At 59.9% G+C, this 18,426-nt stretch carries 21 protein-coding genes and 1 tRNA gene; 12 read left to right on the top strand and 10 right to left on the bottom strand.

Features of this window, described 5'->3' with window-relative positions; translation table 11 throughout:
* The first annotated feature begins 100 nt into the window (after positions 1-100).
* Positions 101-1,405: a nicotinate phosphoribosyltransferase gene (gene pncB, locus AC13QO_RS01230; protein WP_085776571.1), complete on the top strand. Its 1,305-nt coding sequence runs from the start codon at positions 101-103 to the stop codon at positions 1,403-1,405.
* On the opposite strand, the gene AC13QO_RS01225 is transcribed toward pncB, so the two are convergent.
* Both AC13QO_RS01225 and AC13QO_RS01220 read right to left on the bottom strand, forming a co-directional pair.
* Positions 1,387-1,626: a CrpP-related protein gene (locus tag AC13QO_RS01225; protein WP_085779920.1), complete on the bottom strand. Its 240-nt coding sequence runs from the start codon at positions 1,624-1,626 to the stop codon at positions 1,387-1,389. The genes pncB and AC13QO_RS01225 overlap by 19 nt on opposite strands.
* Before the next feature lie 357 nt (positions 1,627-1,983).
* The gene (locus AC13QO_RS01220; protein WP_085776572.1) at positions 1,984-2,193 is read right to left on the bottom strand and encodes a KTSC domain-containing protein; all 210 of its coding nucleotides are present in this window, start codon (positions 2,191-2,193) and stop codon (positions 1,984-1,986) included.
* Positions 2,194-2,414: 221 nt separating this feature from the next.
* Between AC13QO_RS01220 and AC13QO_RS01215 the strand changes: the two genes are divergently transcribed.
* The gene (locus AC13QO_RS01215) at positions 2,415-3,155 is read left to right on the top strand and encodes a hypothetical protein (protein WP_488539714.1); all 741 of its coding nucleotides are present in this window, start codon (positions 2,415-2,417) and stop codon (positions 3,153-3,155) included.
* Positions 3,156-3,428: 273 nt separating this feature from the next.
* Here the strand turns inward: AC13QO_RS01215 and AC13QO_RS01210 are convergent.
* Positions 3,429-3,518, bottom strand: a tRNA-Ser gene (locus AC13QO_RS01210).
* 227 nt (positions 3,519-3,745) lie between these two features.
* On the opposite strand from AC13QO_RS01210, the gene AC13QO_RS01205 reads away from it, so the two are divergent.
* The 9 genes from AC13QO_RS01205 (at position 3,746) to deoA (ending at position 12,331) form a co-directional block, all read left to right on the top strand.
* Positions 3,746-4,063: a hypothetical protein gene (locus tag AC13QO_RS01205; RefSeq protein WP_085776573.1), complete on the top strand. Its 318-nt coding sequence runs from the start codon at positions 3,746-3,748 to the stop codon at positions 4,061-4,063.
* 315 nt (positions 4,064-4,378) lie between these two features.
* Positions 4,379-5,371, top strand: a complete 993-nt coding sequence (locus AC13QO_RS01200; RefSeq protein WP_085776574.1) for a BMP family lipoprotein — start codon at positions 4,379-4,381, stop codon at positions 5,369-5,371.
* A gap of 82 nt (positions 5,372-5,453) precedes the next feature.
* Positions 5,454-6,965 carry an ABC transporter ATP-binding protein gene (locus tag AC13QO_RS01195; protein WP_488539713.1) on the top strand — a complete coding sequence of 504 codons (1,512 nt, stop codon included), beginning with the start codon at positions 5,454-5,456 and terminating at the stop codon, positions 6,963-6,965.
* 7 nt (positions 6,966-6,972) lie between these two features.
* Positions 6,973-8,076, top strand: a complete 1,104-nt coding sequence (locus tag AC13QO_RS01190; protein WP_085776576.1) for an ABC transporter permease — start codon at positions 6,973-6,975, stop codon at positions 8,074-8,076.
* Between the two features lie 10 nt (positions 8,077-8,086).
* The gene (locus AC13QO_RS01185) at positions 8,087-9,058 is read left to right on the top strand and encodes an ABC transporter permease (RefSeq protein ID WP_085776577.1); all 972 of its coding nucleotides are present in this window, start codon (positions 8,087-8,089) and stop codon (positions 9,056-9,058) included.
* Between the two features lie 2 nt (positions 9,059-9,060).
* Complete coding sequence (locus tag AC13QO_RS01180; protein ID WP_064800281.1) at positions 9,061-9,450, top strand: cytidine deaminase; 390 nt, start codon at positions 9,061-9,063, stop codon at positions 9,448-9,450.
* Positions 9,447-10,253 carry a purine-nucleoside phosphorylase gene (locus AC13QO_RS01175; protein WP_085776578.1) on the top strand — a complete coding sequence of 269 codons (807 nt, stop codon included), beginning with the start codon at positions 9,447-9,449 and terminating at the stop codon, positions 10,251-10,253. The genes AC13QO_RS01180 and AC13QO_RS01175 overlap by 4 nt, the downstream gene beginning before the upstream one ends.
* The gene (deoC, locus tag AC13QO_RS01170; protein ID WP_085776579.1) at positions 10,246-11,022 is read left to right on the top strand and encodes a deoxyribose-phosphate aldolase; all 777 of its coding nucleotides are present in this window, start codon (positions 10,246-10,248) and stop codon (positions 11,020-11,022) included. Before AC13QO_RS01175 ends, deoC begins: the two co-directional genes overlap by 8 nt.
* Before the next feature lies 1 nt (position 11,023).
* A complete protein-coding gene (deoA, locus tag AC13QO_RS01165; protein WP_085776580.1) occupies positions 11,024-12,331 on the top strand; it encodes a thymidine phosphorylase in 1,308 nt (435 codons plus the stop codon).
* A gap of 6 nt (positions 12,332-12,337) precedes the next feature.
* Here deoA and AC13QO_RS01160 read toward each other — a convergent pair whose 3' ends face one another.
* The 7 genes from AC13QO_RS01160 to AC13QO_RS01130 form a co-directional block, all read right to left on the bottom strand.
* Positions 12,338-12,907: a TIGR02281 family clan AA aspartic protease gene (locus tag AC13QO_RS01160; RefSeq protein ID WP_085776581.1), complete on the bottom strand. Its 570-nt coding sequence runs from the start codon at positions 12,905-12,907 to the stop codon at positions 12,338-12,340.
* 127 nt (positions 12,908-13,034) lie between these two features.
* On the bottom strand, positions 13,035-13,664 hold the full coding sequence (gene upp / locus AC13QO_RS01155) for a uracil phosphoribosyltransferase (protein ID WP_020920114.1): 630 nt from the start codon (positions 13,662-13,664) through the stop codon (positions 13,035-13,037).
* Between the two features lie 102 nt (positions 13,665-13,766).
* Entirely contained in the window at positions 13,767-14,735 is a 969-nt protein-coding gene (locus tag AC13QO_RS01150; protein ID WP_085776582.1) for an adenosine deaminase, read from the bottom strand.
* Positions 14,732-15,952: a phosphopentomutase gene (locus AC13QO_RS01145; RefSeq protein ID WP_085776583.1), complete on the bottom strand. Its 1,221-nt coding sequence runs from the start codon at positions 15,950-15,952 to the stop codon at positions 14,732-14,734. Before AC13QO_RS01145 ends, AC13QO_RS01150 begins: the two co-directional genes overlap by 4 nt.
* 103 nt (positions 15,953-16,055) lie before the next feature.
* Entirely contained in the window at positions 16,056-16,637 is a 582-nt protein-coding gene (locus tag AC13QO_RS01140) for a TadE/TadG family type IV pilus assembly protein (protein WP_085776584.1), read from the bottom strand.
* Positions 16,637-17,272 (bottom strand): TadE/TadG family type IV pilus assembly protein, encoded by a 636-nt coding sequence (locus AC13QO_RS01135; protein WP_085776585.1) that lies wholly within the window; start codon positions 17,270-17,272, stop codon positions 16,637-16,639. The genes AC13QO_RS01140 and AC13QO_RS01135 overlap by 1 nt, the downstream gene beginning before the upstream one ends.
* 114 nt (positions 17,273-17,386) lie before the next feature.
* Positions 17,387-17,797, bottom strand: a complete 411-nt coding sequence (locus AC13QO_RS01130; RefSeq protein WP_085776586.1) for a pilus assembly protein N-terminal domain-containing protein — start codon at positions 17,795-17,797, stop codon at positions 17,387-17,389.
* Between the two features lie 379 nt (positions 17,798-18,176).
* Here AC13QO_RS01130 and AC13QO_RS01125 point away from each other — a divergent pair, with 379 nt between their 5' ends.
* On the top strand, positions 18,177-18,365 hold the full coding sequence (locus AC13QO_RS01125) for a Flp family type IVb pilin (protein WP_085776587.1): 189 nt from the start codon (positions 18,177-18,179) through the stop codon (positions 18,363-18,365).
* The last annotated feature ends 61 nt before the right edge of the window (positions 18,366-18,426 follow it).

Raw genomic sequence — 18,426 nt, 5'->3', positions numbered from 1 at the left:
TTTCTCTGCCGATTTTTCGATAAGAAGGCGCACGAGCCGGTTTCGTGCGCCGGCCCGGAACTTGGCAGCACCTGACCGGAGTGGACAGGGCAGGAATCTCATGGCCAAGACCGATATCGCGAGACGCGTCTACAATCACGCCTGGAAACTCGACCCGATCATCCGCAGCCTGATCGATACCGACTTCTATAAGCTGCTGATGCTCCAGATGATCTGGAAGCTCTATCCTGATGTGAACGCCTCCTTCACCCTCATCAACCGCACCAAGCGCGTGCATCTCGCCGAAGAGATCGATGAAGGCGAACTACGCGAACAGCTCGACCACGCCCGCACGCTGCGGCTCTCCAAGAAGGAGATGATATGGCTGGCGGGTAATAGTTTCTACGGCCGCGCGCAGATCTTCGAGCCGGAATTCCTTGCCTGGCTGTCCAACTTCCAACTTCCCGAATACGAGCTATCGAAGAAGGAGGGGCAATATGTGCTGGACTTCCATGGGTCCTGGAAGGAAACCACCATGTGGGAGATCCCGGCGCTTGCCATCGTCAACGAGCTGCGTTCGCGCTCGGCGATGAGGGCGCTCGGTCCCTTTACCCTCGATGTGCTCTATGCGCGTGCCAAGGCAAAGATGTGGTCGAAGGTAGAACGGCTGAAGGAATTGCCGGGCCTGCGCATCTCCGATTTCGGCACTCGCCGCCGTCACAGTTTTCTCTGGCAGCGCTGGTGCGTCGAGGCGCTGAAGGAAGGTATCGGTCCGGCCTTCACCGGCACCAGCAATGTCTTGCTGGCGATGGATTCCGATCTCGAGGCGGTCGGCACCAATGCCCACGAGCTGCCGATGGTGGCAGCCGCCCTGGCGCAAACCGATGAGCAGCTGCGCAACGCCCCTTACAAAATCCTGCGCGACTGGAACAAGCTCTATGGCGGCAACCTGCTGATCGTCCTGCCGGACGCCTTCGGCACCGCGGCCTTCCTGCGCGACGCCCCCGAATGGGTCGCCGACTGGACCGGCTTCCGTCCGGACAGCGCGCCGCCGATCGAAGGCGGTGAAAAGATCATCGACTGGTGGAAGAAGATGGGCCGCGATCCGCGCCAGAAGTTGTTGATCTTTTCCGACGGCCTCGATGTCGACGCCATCATCGATACCTACCGGCATTTCGAAGGCCGCGTGCGCATGAGCTTCGGCTGGGGCACCAACCTGACGAATGATTTTGCCGGCTGTGCGCCGACGGAAATCTCAGGCCTCAATCCGATCTCGATCGTCTGCAAGGTCAGCGACGCCAACGGCCGCCCGGCGGTGAAACTCTCCGACAACCCGCAGAAGGCGACGGGCGAGCCGGCCGAAGTCGAACGCTACCTGAAATTCTTCGGCGCCGAAGATAGGGTCGATCAGACCGTCCTGGTATAGGCTCGAGGTGAAGCGCGGCCATCACGGGGTACCTCGATGTGCCCCGCCATCGCATCCTCGATCGACCAGCCGAAGCGCCAGGCGTCGAACATCGAATACCATTCCTGAAAATCGGTGATCGGCAGCACATCCGGCTTCGACATCGGATTGTCGGCCAGGCTGCGGCCACGAGCACGGTCGCGCACGCCGCGCTCCTGCATCTCAAGCAGATTCTCGAACATCATGACCCCGGCCTCCCGTTCCATGGGTTTATGCAATCATGCTAATGAAGCATTGTCGAGTCCGGATGTGAGCATTCCGGTTTTTCACAGGATTAGCCCCAATTGGCTATTTCGAGGCGATTACAGCCCGACGTCGGATCGATCCGGCGAAACGGATGGGGTGACGGGGAGGCTCGGCTTCCTGGCTGGGGTCCGCCACCAAGCCTCCCGGCTGACCGAATCTCTGAAAGCGGCAGCACTGATAGAGTGCCGCTTTCTGCTCGGGCTGATCCAACTGTGATGAAGGCGAGAGTTAACCGGGGATTAATATCCACCGGCACTGTCTCAATCCGACGCAATCCGGCCGGGCCGACGGTGTCAGGCAGCCAGTCTGCGAAACCGCGTCCTGATCCGGTCGAGATAATAATGTCCGGGAGATGACGCCGCCGTCATCGCATGGGCTTCCGAAGAGGGCACGCCTTCGAACAGACGCTCCTCGCCGTTCTTGAAGCAAATCCTCAGCCGCCCGTCTTCCTGGCTGAAATAGACGGATTTGATGATCTTCGACTGTACCGAAAGTTCTTCCACCTGTTTTACCTCTGTTTTTTGGTTTGGCAGACCCTAAACCCAAACGTGCAAAGACGCGGTGAATTCGCATGGTAAAAAAACAGGAATCTTGCGGTGTGCTGTCAACCTCCGACATATTCCTGGTTCCCCAGCACGTTTGATGACCGTCCCGCATTTGACAGCCGTATATTTTGATGACGATATCTTCGACTCAGCAGCGACGGCGGATGGCAGGGGTGATAATGCTACGTGAAACGATTTCCTTCATAAGATATAATTTATTTCTCGTTTGTTTATTTGTCACAATAAGCTGCGGAATAATATTATTTTCAGAGTACAACGAAAGTAGTGGTGTTGGTTCTACTCAGTTCTTTATTGCGTTATATACAGGATTTTGTGTCCAAAATGCGATATTGAGCGGAACCGGGCGAGTGCAACTCAACCGGGGCATGGCCGGGTTTGGCAGCTACATCTGGAAAAATATTCTTATCCTGCTTGTCGTAATAGGTATCGGAATCGGCGTTCCTCTTGCATTCGGCGCTGTTTCTTTCTCGAGGGGTGCATTGGTACTGCTATGCGGCGGGCTGTTCGCAATTTTCTATCCGTTGCTCCTCGCTCTTGTCGGAACTTGGCCGACTGCTGGAATAGCGGGCTCAACTAGCGGGCTTGCAGAGGCCTTTGCCGGGGGGCGGCGTAATTTCCTTCCAACCTTTTTGCGCCTGTTTGCGGGGATGATTCTTCCTCCCATTGTTTCGTTTCTATTGATAGCCATAGCGGCGTCGATGTCATACGAAGCGGATGCTGTCTTTCAGGGTGGTAAAATAAGCCTCATTACATTGGCGCTCCTTATTGTTTCGCAAAGCACGCAGACATTTGGAATCTGCTATGCCTCCACGGTTCTGGCTCACAAATTTCAGATGTCCGAAGGAGGACCTCAAGCGGGGACAGTCCCAGCGACAAACGTCTCGGAGATATTCGAATAGAGTCTGGCTATCATCACGCTGATCCCTTCGTCGGCAGCATCGGCGACCGTACAACTACATAGGTTCGGCTGCTCAAGTGCCTGCCAACTTCCGGTCTGGTGTCGATCAGGCCGTGGTTGGGAGGGAATGGGTCTCTTCCGACGCCCAAGCTACGGGTAGTTCATCGCGGTGGATGTCGGCGGGCACGCAGTCTCGGCTGCACCGCATGCAATTGGATTCTCGCGAGACTTGACGGCCTGCTAAAGAGAAAGCAGCAACGGTTTTTAACGAAAATGGCGGACAGAGAGGGATTCGAACCCTCGGTACGCTTTCACGTACACACGCGTTCCAGGCGTGCGCCTTAAACCACTCGGCCACCTGTCCTTTGGCGTTCGCGCCCGGATAGGAGCAAATCGTCGGAACGGCGCGATATATACCGATGAATTTTTGCCGATCAACCCAAATCTAACAGTTTTTTGACTTCTTCCGATAAAACTCCGCTCGGCCCATCCCATTGTGCTTCACCTCAGCGATGACTATGTAATTCTCAAGGTGGAGAATGGCGCGGGCTCGCCGGAATTGTCCGGCATATCGAAGCGTCGGAGGGATTGATGCGTTTCCTGTTGCGTCTGGCGAGTCTTGTCGCACTTGCGGCAGCCGTTATTGCCGGGACCATCGATTCGATCCAATCGGTTGCCGCCTCCGCCGTGATCATGACGCCGATGTCGGATGCCTGGCAGGATGTGAGCCCGGACACACTGACGTCGCTGCAATCCGCGCTTTCCTACTATATCCACCCGCGCTTCTATGCCTTCATCTTTCAGTGGCTGATGCTCCAGCCGGCCTTTGCGGTTTTTCTTGTGATCGCGCTGCTTCTTTGGATGGTCGGCTACAAGAAGCCGCCGGTGGCCGGCCGTTTTACGGCATAGGCAAGTTGGTCTTGCCGCTGCGGCTCGGCCGAAGATTCGGTCGCCGCCGGTCTTTCCGTGACCCCGACATGGCTGTCGGATTGCCGGGAAATTTTGCATCCCGGCAGCGGAAATGTCCAAAAATCAGCCCGAGAGAACTGATTTTCAGCAATCGCTGCAAATCTTTACCGCCTGAAAAATTTCTGGTGAATTTTTCTGTGAGCCATGCAAGGATGCGCGCAGCCAGGCCTCCGGGGGGAGGTCGGTGGTTCCGCAGACATGCCCAAAAGGGCTTGCGGGAGGACCCCTAATGAATAGCAACAACAGGGCTGCACAATGAAAAAATCCCTTCTCACTCTCCTTGCCGTGGCTGCCATGTCGACGACGGCGCTTGCCGCCGATGTCAAGCCGGCGCTGGTTTACGGCACCGGCGGGAAGTTCGATAAGTCTTTCAACGAAGCGGCCTATAACGGCGCCGAGAAGTTCAAGGCCGAGACCGGCATCGCCTATCGCGATTTCGAGCCGACCGGCGACACCCAGGGCGAACAGGCCATCCGCAACTTCGCAAGCCGCGGTTTCAACCCGGTGGTCGCCGTGTCCTTCGCCTGGACCTCGGCTATCGAGAAGGTCGCAGCCGAATTCCCGGATACCAAATTCATCATCGTCGACTCCGTCGTCGACAAGCCGAACGTCCGCTCGGTCGTCTACAAGGAAGAAGAAGGCTCCTACCTCGTCGGCATTCTCGCCGGCATGGCCTCCAAGACCGGCAAGGTCGGCTTCGTCGGCGGCATGGACATTCCGCTGATCCGCAAATTCGAATGCGGCTATGAGCAAGGCGCGCGTGCCGCCAAGGCCGATATCGAGGTGTTCCAGAACATGACCGGCACCACCGGTGCTGCCTGGAACGATCCGGTTCGTGGCGGTGAGCTCACCAAGAACCAGATCGACCAGGGCGCGGATGTTATTTACGCGGCAGCCGGCGCCACCGGCCTTGGTGTTCTGCAGACCGCCGCCGACAACAAGAAGCTGTCGATCGGCGTCGACTCCAACCAGAACCATCTTCATCCGGGCTCGGTCCTGACCTCGATGGTCAAGCGCGTCGACCTCGCCGTCTACAACGCCTACACCGATACCAAGAACGACAAGTTCACCGCGGGCGTTCAGGCCCTCGGCGTCAAGGAAGATGGTGTTGGCGCCGCGATCGACGACAACAACAAGTCGCTGATCACGCCGGAAATGCAGGCTGCGGTCGACAAGGCCAAGGCCGATATCATCGCCGGAACCGTCAAGGTTCACGATTACACCTCGGACAACGCTTGCCCGAAGTGATCAGCGCCCTGATGTAATATCGAGATCGGGCGTATGGCGGAGGGATTTTCGCCATACGCCCTTTTCTTATTTGGAGCCTGCAGTGACAGATAAGCCCGCTATCGAGCTTGTCGGCATCGATAAGAAATTCGGTGCCGTCCATGCCAACAAGGACATTAATCTCACCGTTGCCAAGGGAACGATCCACGGCATCATCGGTGAAAACGGCGCCGGCAAATCGACGTTGATGTCGATCATCTATGGTTTCTACCACGCCGACAGCGGCGAGATCCGCGTCAACGGCAATCCGGTCACCATCCGTGACAGCCAGGCGGCGATCGCCGCCGGCATCGGCATGGTGCACCAGCATTTCATGCTGGTCGATAATTTCACGGTGCTCGAGAACGTCATGCTCGGCGCCGAAGGTGGATCGCTACTGGCCAGAGGCGTCGCATCGGCCCGCGCCGAGCTCAAGCGACTGGAAACCGAATACGGCCTCGAGGTCGATCCGGACGCACTGATCGAAGAGCTCCCGGTCGGCCTGCAGCAGCGCGTCGAAATCCTGAAAGCCATGTATCGCGGCGCCGAGATCCTGATCCTCGACGAACCTACAGGCGTGCTGACGCCGGCTGAAGCCGACCACCTCTTCCGCATCCTCAAGGTGCTGCGCGACCAGGGCAAGACGATCATCCTCATCACCCATAAGCTGCGCGAGATCATGGCGATCACCGATACGGTCTCCGTCATGCGCCGCGGCGAGATGGTCGCCACCCGCAAGACTGCGGAAACGACGGTGGAGGAGCTTGCCGAGTTGATGGTCGGCCGTCGCGTGCTGCTGCGCGTGCAGAAGGGCGAAGCCAATCCGGGCGCCGCCGTGCTCTCTGTCCGCAACCTGACGGTCAGGGACAATCGCGGCGTCACCATGGTCGATAATGTCTCCTTCGAGGTGCGTGCCGGCGAGATCGTCGGCATCGCCGGTGTCGCCGGCAACGGCCAGTCCGAATTGCTGGAGGCGATCGCCGGTATCCGCAAGCCCGTCTCCGGCGAAATCCTTCTCGACGGCCAGACGATCGACAAGGCCGATCCCGCCCGCCTGCGCGACCTCGGGCTTGCCCATATTCCCGAGGACCGGCACCATATGGGGCTGGTGCTGAAATTCGAGGAATACGAAAACTCCGTCCTCGGCTATCACCGCCGTCCGGGCTACAGCAAAGGGCCGCTGCTCGATCTCGACGCGATCCGCCAGGATGCCATGGAGAAGATCGAAAAATACGACATCCGCCCGCCGAATCCGCGGCTGAAGACGGCCAATTTCTCCGGCGGCAACCAGCAGAAGATCGTCGTCGCGCGCGAAATCGAACGCGATCCGAAGATGCTGATCATCGGCCAGCCGACGCGCGGCGTCGATATCGGCGCCATCGAATTCATTCACCGCCGGATCATCGAGATGCGCGACGCGGGCAAGGCGATCCTGCTCGTCTCCGTCGAGCTCGATGAGATCCGCGCCCTTTCCGACCGTATCCTTGTCATGTTCGCCGGCCATGTCGTCGGTGAGAAGACGCCCGATGCCGGTGAACAGACCCTCGGCCTGATGATGGCCGGCATTGCCGCGTGAGGCCTTTATGAGCACTGCTTCCGTTCCGCTTCCGAGATGGATCAATTACGGTCTGATCCCGCTTTTAAATCTCGTCGTTGCCTTCTTGATCTCGGGTTTCGTCGTCTGGCTGATCGGCGAAAGCCCGCTTGCCGCTCTTTCGCTGCTGATCGAGGGTGCCTTCGGCAGCGGCGAAGGCATAGGCTTCACACTCTACTATGCAACGAGTTTCATCTTCACTGGCCTTTCCGTAGCAGTCGCCATCCACGCCGGTCTCTTTAACATCGGCTCCGAAGGTCAGGCCTATATTGGCGGTCTCGGCTGTGCGCTGGTAGCGCTTGCGCTCGACAATTACGTGCCCTGGTATGTGACGATGCCGATCGCCATTGTCGGCGCCGGGATATTCGGTGCGGCATGGGCCTTCATTCCCGCTTTCCTGCAGGCCAAACGCGGCAGCCATATCGTTATCACGACGATCATGTTCAATTACATCGCAGCCGCTCTCATGGTCTATCTGCTGGTGCACGTGCTGATCGTGCCGGGCAAGATGGCGCCGGAAACCCGCACCTTTCTCGAGGGTGGGCAGCTTCCGAAGCTTGGCTGGATCATGAGCATTTTCGGAGCCAAATTGGGTGCAGCACCCTTCAACGTCTCCTTCATCATCGCCCTCCTTGCCGCCTGGTTTGTCTGGATCCTCATCTGGCGCACTAAGCTCGGCTTTGAGATGCGTACACTCGGCGTGAGCTCGACAGCCGCTGCCTATGCCGGCATACCCTATGCACGCATCGTCATCATCGCCATGCTGATTTCAGGCGCGCTCGCCGGCATGATGGCGCTCAATCCGGTCATGGGCTCTTCCGCCCGTCTGCAGGTTGAATTCGTGGGTGGCGCCGGCTTCGTCGGTATTGCAGTGTCGCTGATGGGCCGCAACCATCCGCTCGGCATCATCTTTTCCGCAATCCTTTTCGGCACCCTTTACCAGGGCGGCGACTGGATCTCTTTCGAGATGCCGAATATCACCCGCGAAATGATCCTGGTCATTCAGGGACTGGTGATCCTCTTTGCCGGCGCGCTGGAATACATGTTCCGGCCGGCAATGGTGCACATTTACCAGCAATTCAAACGAGCCTGAGGAACGGACGATGGATTACTACGAAATCTTCATCAACGTCCTGAGCTCGACGGTCAGGCTGTCTATTCCGCTGATCTTTACTGCGCTCGCAGGACTGTTTTCGGAGCGCGCCGGCATCTTCGATATCGGCCTGGAAGGCAAGATGCTGGGCTCGGCCTTCGCCGCCGCCTGCGTGGCCTATCTCACTGGTTCGGCCTGGCTAGGGCTCGGCGCGGGCGTCGTCTGCTCGGTGGCGCTCAGCCTGGTGCATGGCTTCGCCTCGATCACCAACCGCGGCAACCAGATCGTCTCGGGTGTGGCGATCAACTTCTTCATCGCCGGCATTACCATCGTGCTCGGCCAAGCCTGGTTCGGCCAGGGCGGACGCACGCCGCAGCTGGCGCCTGAATCCCGCTTCGCGCCGATCATCCTGCCGGGCGCCAATGCCGTCCACGACATACCGATCATCGGCCCGCTCTATGCAAGCGTGATATCGGGCAACAATATCCTCACCTATCTTGCCTTCCTCGCCGTGCCTTTCTCCTGGTGGGTCCTTTATCGCACGCGTTTCGGCCTCAGGCTGCGCGCCGTCGGCGAAAATCCGGGCGCAGTCGATACGGCAGGCATTTCGGTTGCCTGGCTGCGCTACCGCGCCGTCATGTGCGCCGGCATCCTCTGCGGCTTTTCCGGCACCTATCTCGCGATCGCCCAGTCCGCCGCCTTCATCAAGGACATGTCGGCCGGCAAGGGTTATATCGCGCTGGCGGCGCTGGTCTTCGCCAAGTGGAAGCCGGTACCGGTGATGTTTGCCTGTCTGCTCTTCGGCTTCCTCGATGCTTTGGCGAACTTCATGCAGGGCAAGCAGGTACCATTGGTCGGTGAGGTGCCGGTCCAGGTTTTCCAGGCGCTGCCCTATATCCTGACCTGCATCCTCCTTGCCGGCTTCATCGGCGTCGCAATCCCGCCGAAGGCCGGCGGCGTGCCCTATACGAAGGAGCGTTGATCATGTCCCACGACCTGTTCGAGGCCGCTCGCGGCGCTATGGCCTTTGCGCATGCGCCCTATTCGAAATTCCCGGTCGGTGCGGCGATCCGCGCCGAGGACGGCAAGGTCTATACCGGCGCAAACATCGAAAACCTCTCCTTCCCGCAAGGATGGTGCGCCGAGCCGACCGCGATCAGTGCCATGATCATGGGTGGCGCCAGGAAGATCGTCGAAATGGCCGTGATCGCCGAGAAGCTGCCACTCTGCCCGCCCTGCGGCGGCTGCCGCCAGAAGATCTCCGAATTCGCCGCCAAGGACACGAAGATCTATCTCTGCGATGAGGCGGGCGTGAAGAAGACCATGACAATGGAAGAGCTTCTTCCCTTCAGCTTCGAGACGGAACTCGGATGAGGACGACGGTCGACCTGCTCGCCGCATTGCTCGGGGCGATCAAGCCGCGCCATGGCATCGTGCTCGGCTCTGGTCTCGGCTCCCTCGTTGGCCAGTTGGAAGGCGCCGTCCGTATTCCCTATCGCGATCTGCCGGGCTTTCCCGTCAGCGCCGTCTCCGGCCACGCCGGCGAAGTTGTCGCCGGCCGCCTCGGTGGAAAGCCGGTCATCATGCTCTCCGGCCGCGTCCATTATTATGAGAAGGGCGATGCCAACGCCATGCGCCTGCCGATCGAGGTCTTGAAGGCGCTCGGCGTCGAGGCGCTGATCCTGACCAATTCGGCCGGATCGCTGCGCGACAACATGCCGCCTGGTTCGGTGATGCAGATTACCGATCACATCAACTATTCCGGCATGAACCCGCTGATCGGCGAGGAAAGCGACCATCGCTTCGTCGGCATGACCAATGCCTATGACGCCGGCCTCGCCGCGGCAATGCGGAAGGCGGCGGCAAAACTCAAGATCGAGCTGGGGCAGGGCGTCTATATGTGGTTTTCCGGTCCGAGCTTCGAAACGCCGGCCGAAATCCGCATGGCGCGCATCCTCGGCGCCGATGCCGTCGGCATGTCGACGGTGCCGGAGGTGATCATCGCAAGAATGCTGGGTCTGCGGGTTGCGGCCGCTTCCGTTATCACCAACTATGGAGCAGGCATGACCGGCAATGAGCTCAGCCATGAAGAAACCAAGGACATGGCGCCCGTCGGCGGCGCCCGTCTCGCCGCCATATTGAAAGAGATGATTGCGGGAGAAAGCGAAAATGAATAGCCATTCAATCCGGGAAACGGCGGCGGTCGCCCTTTCCCTTCTCGACCTCACCAATCTGAAGGACGATTGCACCGAGGCGCAGATCGATACGCTCTGCGCCCGCGCGCAGACGCCCTACGGTAACAGCGCCGCGATCTGCATCTGGCCGCGTTTCGTCGCCCATGCCCGCAACATCCTCGGCGCCGGCCATGCCGTGCGGATCGCAACGGTCGTCAATTTCCCAGCAGGCGATATGGAAGTGGCCGATGTCGCCGCCGAAACCCGTGAGGCGATTGCCGATGGCGCAGATGAGATCGATTTGGTCATCCCCTACCGCAAGCTCATATCAGGCGATGAGAAGGCGGTGACTGACATGGTCAAGGCGGTGCGCGCCGAATGCGCCGGCCCCGTCCTGCTGAAGGTGATCATCGAGACTGGCGAGTTGAAGGATGCGGCCTTGATCCGCCGTGCCTCCGAACTGGCTATTGAAGCCGGCGCTGATTTCATCAAGACCTCGACCGGCAAGGTCGCCGTCAACGCGACGCTCGAAGCCGCCGACATCATGATCCGGGCCATTCGTGAGAGCGGACGCAAGGTCGGCTTCAAGCCGGCTGGCGGCATCGGCTCGGTGACGGATGCGGCGCTCTATCTCAGCCTTGCTGAAACGATCATGGCGCCGGACTGGGCTATGCCCTCGACCTTCCGCTTCGGCGCTTCCGGCCTGCTCGACGACATACTGGCCGTTCTGAGCGGAGCGCAGCCGGCAGCGGCTGCGGCGTCGAGCTATTGAGATGATTCCGCAGGAGATCATCCGGCGTAAACGCGATGGCGAGGAACTCGACGCCGCCGATATCAGCTCCTTCATCGCGGCACTCGCCGCCGGGCAGCTGTCCGAAGGCCAGATCGGCGCCTTCTCCATGGCCGTCTGGTTCAAAGGCATGTCACGCGAGGAAATCGTGGCGCTGACGCTGGCGATGGCCAATTCCGGCGACAAGCTGCAATGGGCTGGCATCGACCGTCCGATCGCCGACAAACATTCGACCGGTGGCGTCGGCGATAATGTCTCGCTGATGCTGGCGCCGATCGCCGCTGCCTGCGGCCTCGCCGTCCCGATGATTTCAGGGCGCGGCCTCGGCCATACCGGCGGCACGCTGGATAAGCTCGAATCCATTCCCGGCTATGCGATCACCCCTGATGCGGAGCTCTTCGGCAGGGTGGTGAAGGAGGCGGGATGCGCCATCATAGGCCAGACCGGAACCTTGGCTCCTGCCGACGGCAGGCTCTATGCCGTGCGCGATGTGACCGCCACCGTCGATTCCATTCCGCTCATCACTGCCTCCATCCTGTCGAAGAAGCTCGCGGCCGGGCTTGAGACGCTGGTGCTCGATGTCAAGCTCGGCAACGGCGCCTTCATGGCTGATCGCCGTCAGGCGGAGATGCTGGCGCGTTCCCTGGTCGAGGTGGCCAACGGCGCCGGCGTGAAGACCTCCGCCCTGATCACCGACATGAATGAGCCGCTCGCCGATTGCGCCGGCAATGCGGTCGAGATGCGCAACTGTTTGGAGTTCCTGGCGGGCAGGAAGAGCGGCACGCGGCTTGAGACCGTGGTTTTTGCCTTCGCCGCCGAGATGCTGTTGAAATCGGGCATTTCCGCCTCCTCTGAAGAAGCCAATGGGATGGCGCGCCGAGCGCTGTCATCGGGCGAGGCGGCCGAAAGCTTCGGGCGTATGGTATCCATGCTCGGCGGACCGGCCGATCTCGTCGAGAATTCGGATAGATACCTGGCGAGGGCGCCGGTCGAAAAAGAAGTCCCGGCCGCCCGATCGGGCTGGCTTGCCGCCTGCGACGCGCGCGGTATCGGCATCAGCGTCATCGATCTCGGCGGCGGCCGCCGGCACCCGGCAGATCGAATCGATCACCGCGTCGGCTTCTCCGGCCTCCTGCCGCTTGGCACCCGAGTCAATGCGGGCGATCCGATCGCTGTCGTTCACGCTGCCGACGAAGCCGCGGCGGGAAAAGCTGCTGCGGCCCTTGCCGTGCATTATCGGATTGCTGACGACAGGCCGGAACTGGCCCCCGTCATTGCAGGCCGGGTCTGATGCGGTTTACTGTTTGAGGCTGAGCGAGCCGTCGGCGACGGAATAGGAGGCGAGTTTCTGCAGAAAGCTCATGCCGACCAGGGTGGTCGTGAGCGCGTCGTCCCTGAGCACGAAGGCCTCGACATTCCGGACGCGGATGCCGCCGATTTCGACCCGATCGAGGGTCAAATGCGCGGCCTTCGTCTGGCCGTTTGCCGTGTTGACACCATAGCGAAAGTCGAGCTGGTTTGCGGTATAGCCGAGCCGGCGGGCGAGTGTCTCGTTGAGGGCGACGTAGGTGGCGCCGGTATCGATCAGCCCTAGCACAGGCTTGCCGTTGATCTTGAAGCTGCCGGTATAGTGGCCCTGCGCATCCGCCTGCAGGCGGATCGTACTATTGCCGGAAGCGGGCGCCGGTGCCGCGGACTGGCGGGCGTCGGCAGATACGTAATTGGCGGAGAGAACGTCGGCAGGTTGCTGGCTGACGCTTCCAACGAGAGAAGGTACCTGCGTGGCCAGCACCGCGGCGATGCTGGCGAATATGACGGTACGCACGAGCATGAAACAGAAATCCTTCCTGTATAAACCCCGCTTCATGCAGGGCCTCATGCTTCCAGCTTGCTAAGCCTCAAATCCTGATAAGTTGCTAATATGGATAACAAAAAGGCCCGGAGCGAACCGTCCGGGCCATAAAGCCTTTCGATTTGGTATAGGAAGGCTGAAATTATTTGGTGCCGTACATGCGGTCGCCGGCATCGCCGAGGCCGGGCATGATGTAACCCTTCTCGTTGAGATGGCTGTCGATCGCTGCGGTGAAGACCGGAACATCGGGATGCGCGGCGCGGAAGTTGCGGATGCCTTCCGGAGCGGCAAGCAGGCAGAGGAAGCGTATATTGTGGGCGCCGCGTTCTTTGAGCTTGTCAATTGCCGCAATCGACGAATTGCCGGTCGCCAGCATCGGGTCGACGACGATGATCAGGCGCTCGGCCACGTCTTCCGGCGCCTTGAAATAATATTCGACCGGCTGCAGCGTCTCGTGATCGCGGTAGACGCCGATATGCGAGACGCGCGCGGATGGCACGAGGTCGAGCATGCCTTCGAGCAGTCCGTTGCCGGCGCGCAGGATCGAGGCGAAGACCAGCTTCTTGCCCTCGAGGATCGGCGAGTCCATCGTCTGCAGCGGCGTCTCGATCGTCGCCATCGTCAATTCGAGATCGCGGGTGACCTCGTAACAGAGCAGCGTGGAGATTTCGCGCAGCAGGCGCCGGAAACTTCCCGTCGATGTCTCCTTGCGCCGCATGATGGTGAGCTTGTGCTGCACAAGCGGGTGATCGATGACCGTGACGCCGTCCATGGGGAAGCCTTTCATTCTTTCTATCGAATGTTTCTTTCACGGAAATCGGCTCGACCGCAAGAGTGGAGCCGAATTTGCGTCGGTCTTCCCCAGCCTCTCGCCTTAAAGGCGGGCAAGCAGCGCCTTGCGCGTCTCATCGTCGACGAAGGCAGCCTCGATTGCAGTGCGCGTCATGGCGTTGATTTCCGCATCGGCGAATCCGAAAACATCGGCGGCAAGCTCGTATTCCCGCTTCAGCGATGTATGGAAAAACGGCGGGTCGTCGGAGCTGATCGTCACCCGCACACCCGCTTCCTTCAAGCGCCGCAGCGGATGCGAAGTGAAGTCGGGAAAGACCCTGAGTGCGATGTTGGACCCCGGGCAGACTTCAAGCACGGTACCGAGATCGGCAAGCCGCTTCACCAGATCGGTATCCTCTATGGCGCGCACGCCATGGCCGATGCGCGCGGGCCGCACGGCATCGAGCGCGTCGGCAACGCTGAAGGCGCCGCAGACTTCGCCGGCATGGATGGTCAATCCCAGGCCGGCATCGCGGGCGATGTCGAAAGCTCTGATATAATCGGCCACACGGCCCATGCGCTCCTCGCCGGCGAGATTGAAGCCTGATATCAAAGGGTTGCCAGCTTTTGCCGCATATTCCGCCGCACCGATCACGCTTTCGGGACCGAAGTGCCGTTCCCCGGTGACGATCAGCCGAGCCTCGATGCCGCTTTTGGCCTTGGCCCGCCGGATGCCTTCACAGACGCCTGATATATAGGCGTCTGCGCCGAGCCCGATGCGCTTGCCGTGGTCGGGCGACACGATGAGTTCGCTGTAGATGGTATTGATGCCTGCAAGTTCGTCGAGATAGGTTTCCGTCAGAAGCGCATAATCCTCCTCCGTCCTGTAGACCTCGGAAACCTTGTCGTAACACTCGAGAAAACTTGCGAAATCGTGCCAGACATAGGCGCCGTCGCGAAGCTCGCCGCTGATGTCGACGCCGTATTTCCGCGCCTGCGCCTCTGTCAACACAGGCGGTGCCGCACCCTCCAGATGGCAGTGCAGCTCGACCTTCTTCAAATGCGATGTCACAAAAAACTCCTTCCATGCGCTCCGCCGGGGATGCCGAGGTGGCGCGCAATGCTTTCGCCGATATCGGCATATGTGCGACGAACGCCGATGGAACGCGACCGGATGCCGGGGCCGTAGGCAATGATCGGCACGCGCTCGCGCGTATGATCCGTGCCGCGCCAGGTGGGGTCGCAGCCATGGTCGGCGGTCAGCACGACGAGGTCGCCGGGTTTCAACTTTTTGTGGACCTCAGGCAGACGGGCATCGAAGGCTTCGAGCGCTGCCGCGTAACCGGGCACGTCGCGACGATGGCCGTAGATCATGTCGAAATCGACAAAATTGGTGAAGACGAGATCGCCGTCCTCGGCCGCGTCGATTGCCGAGAGCGACGCATCCATCAGAGCCTCGTTGCCGCTGGCCTTGATGACCTTGGAAATGCCTTGATGGGCGAAGATGTCGCCGATCTTTCCCACGGCATGTACGTGCCTGTTGTGCTCGACCAGCCGGTCGAGCAGCGTCGGCTCCGGCGGCAGAACGGAAAAGTCGCGCCGGTTTCCGGTGCGCTGGAAGGTGGAGGCGGATTGGCCGATGAAGGGCCGGGCGATGACGCGGCCGATATTGTAGGAATCGAGAAGGGCGCGAGCCGTGCGGCAGAAGGCAAGCAGCCGGTCCAGGCCGAAATGCGCTTCGTGCGCCGCGACCTGAAAGACCGAATCCGAGGACGTATAGCAGATCGGCTTGCCGGTGCGGATATGTTCTTCGCCGAGCCTGGAGATGATTTCCGTTCCCGAGGCGTGGCAATTACCGAGAATGCCGGGAATGTCGCCCTCCCGGCATAATGTCTCGATCAGCTCCGGGGGAAAGGCATCGCCTTCCGTCGGAAAATATCCCCAATCGAAACTGACAGGTGTCCCCGCGATCTCCCAATGGCCCGATGGCGTGTCCTTGCCGCGGGAGATTTCGCTGGCCGCGCCATAAATGCCGTAGACCTTTTCCGGCAGGGGCATGCCGGCCGGAAATTGGCCGGAGGCCGCCCGGGCGATGTGCAGAAGCCCGAGTTCCGACATGTTAGGCAGGGAAAGCGGCCCGCTGCGCAGCCCGGCGCGGTCTCCGGCACCGGCCGCGCAGAATTCGGCGATATGGCCGAGTGTGTCGGCGCCCTCGTCGCCATAGGCTGCCGCATCAGGCGCCCCGCCGACGCCGAAGGAATCGAGAACGAAAAGAAAGGCGCGCGCCATTTTACCCCCGAAAGGACCGATCGCCGGCCTCCGAACCGTCGGAGGCTGAAGCCCACGCATATAGCGCCGCGTCTGGCTTGGCAAATTCGAGATGGGGAAGGGGTCAGCAGTCGCCGCAGGGTATCGAGTCGCCTTGCCGCTGGCGGTAGAAGAAACTGCGGCTGATGGTGATCGTGCGCATCCCATCCGGCATGAAGTTCGGCGCGAACAGGAACATCCTATAGGGGATGCTGAGTTCGGTCCGAACGAGGAAGCTATTTGCCGTCTTCATGTCGGCCGGCACGTCGCTCACCGTCACATTCTTGGCGTAAGGCGTCGTGCCATCCTGGGCCCAGGACCAGAGCACTTTCGCATTGGCACTGGCGTCGATTGAAATTCCGGTGATTTTCAGTGTCAGCGATGTCGTGTTGTAAGGTACGAACATCCCGGTTGCCACCGATGGCATTTGCGCAAGCGCGCTCTTCGTGACGGATTGCTGCTGGGTGACGAGGTCGGCGATCGCACCAGCGGCTCGTGTCGCACGCTTGCTGACGCTGAGGCCGATCGTGATCTCGAAAGCGCCGATGTAGAGCATGATGAGCACGGGAAAGAGGATTGCGAATTCGATCGCTCCGGCGCCATTGCGCTCTCGCGCCAGCCGACGCGCCTGCTGTACCAGTCTGGAGAACGGGTTGCGCAACGCCATTATGGATACTGCTCGTTCTGGAAGACCGAGGTGGCGATAATCAGATATTGCGTCGGCATCGAACCGTCGGACGGACGGATCGTCGTGATATAGGGCCGGATCAGATCCGTGATGATTTCCCATCGATAGTAGGCGCGCAGCATGTTGATTGTGCCGGCACCGCCAGGCGTATATTTGAAGGCCGCGGTGTTGATGTCGGCATATCGATCACTGGAAACTTTGGGGATCGTCGTCGGAATGGCCGAGAAGGAGCTGAACGTCTGCACATCCACGTAAAGCTTGCTCGGCGTGGCGGCTTCGCTGGTCGAGCAGCTGATCAGGATCGAGATCTCGTTGCAGAACGCCTGGCGGAATTGCGTCTGGCTCATATCGGTCGTACGGCCGAGATTGTAAGTGATCTGCCCGGTCCGCATCCGGCGGCTCATCGTATCGACGGCGTTGGAGACAAGTTCTTCGGCGGCGAAGGCGATGAAGGTTTCAAGGATCGCGAAGATCACCAGGAAGTATGGGATGGCAAGCAAGGCAAATTCGATCGCCGCTGCGCCATCGCGCGAGCGGGCGACAGCGCGAAACATGGAGAAACGGTACGGCGCGAAGGCGCGCTCCCTATCCGTCTTCTGATCAACTACCGTCATTGCCTGGACCCGAGCGACATCTCTGCCTGCCACACTAGGGTCCGTTCGTTGATTTTCCGTTTCAGGCCGATACGACGATTTTAACGAATGGTAGAAGATCCGAAGCCGGACCGATCAGGGTGATGTGGCGCCGGCGGCCGCTTGCTGCGCATGCTGCTCGCAATTGGGTGTGCAGGACAGCACGGAGCGCTCGGTCTGCCGGTAGACGCGCACCGTGTTGCCCTCGTCTATCGATACAAGGATGCGCTCGTCCAGGATCGCGTTGCCGTCGGCATCCAGAAGAACCAGATTGGTGGTGCCGAAGCTGCGCCCTGTCAGCACGATGGTCTTGGCATCGGCCACGGTCGCGTCTGCGACCTGGGCATTGCCGACGATGACCTTGCTGACGGGGCGGTCGAGCTTCAAGACGCGCGCATGATCCATATAGACGCGCAGCATGTCATCGTCTGCGGCCGAGGAAATTCCCGAAACACCGGAAACGGCGATCATGCCGGCAAAGAAAATGGTTTTGCCGCTCGATGACATTGGGTCCTCTTTCACGATCACAGCGCAATAGCGCATAGAATGGAAAAAAATGGTGAACGAAGCCTTAAGCTCACCATCCTGTTTCGCGGTGAAGCAGGATGACCTGATTTGGCACTGGCGCCGGGCGGTGTAGGTTGCGGCTGGATGCGGTGCCTGTACTATTTCCAGATAAATCCAGTTGTTAACCTCTGAATATCATTAAATATTGAACTAAATGAATAAGGTAAAGCTTACCCTGCGGGAGCCTCCGGCGCCCTTCACACGCTGTTAACTCTTTTTCTTAAGCCGATGGAAACGGCCATTCATTAGATTGCGGTTCATCCGATCAACGGCAACAGTTGGCGGACGTGCTGAACATCAACTGGAGTTAGGAGTACCCATGACCAAGCTTTTTAGCCGTTTTCTGAAGGACGAATCCGGCGCGACCGCAATCGAATACGGTCTGATCGCAGCCCTCATTTCCGTAGCACTCATCGCCGGCGCGACGACCCTCGGCCAGAAGATCGGCAACACGTTCAACGGCTTGAGCACCAAGATGGGCAATGCCGAAACTGCGAGCGGCGGCTGAGACCGAGTGCCGCCCAACGGCACCCGCATAATAACGGCCTTTTGATTGGTTGATACATCGA

It is taken from the genome of Rhizobium sp. CNPSo 3670, from assembly GCF_057784555.1.
Note: the sequence above shows the minus strand (reverse complement) of the source record. Positions and strands in the feature narration are given on the sequence as shown.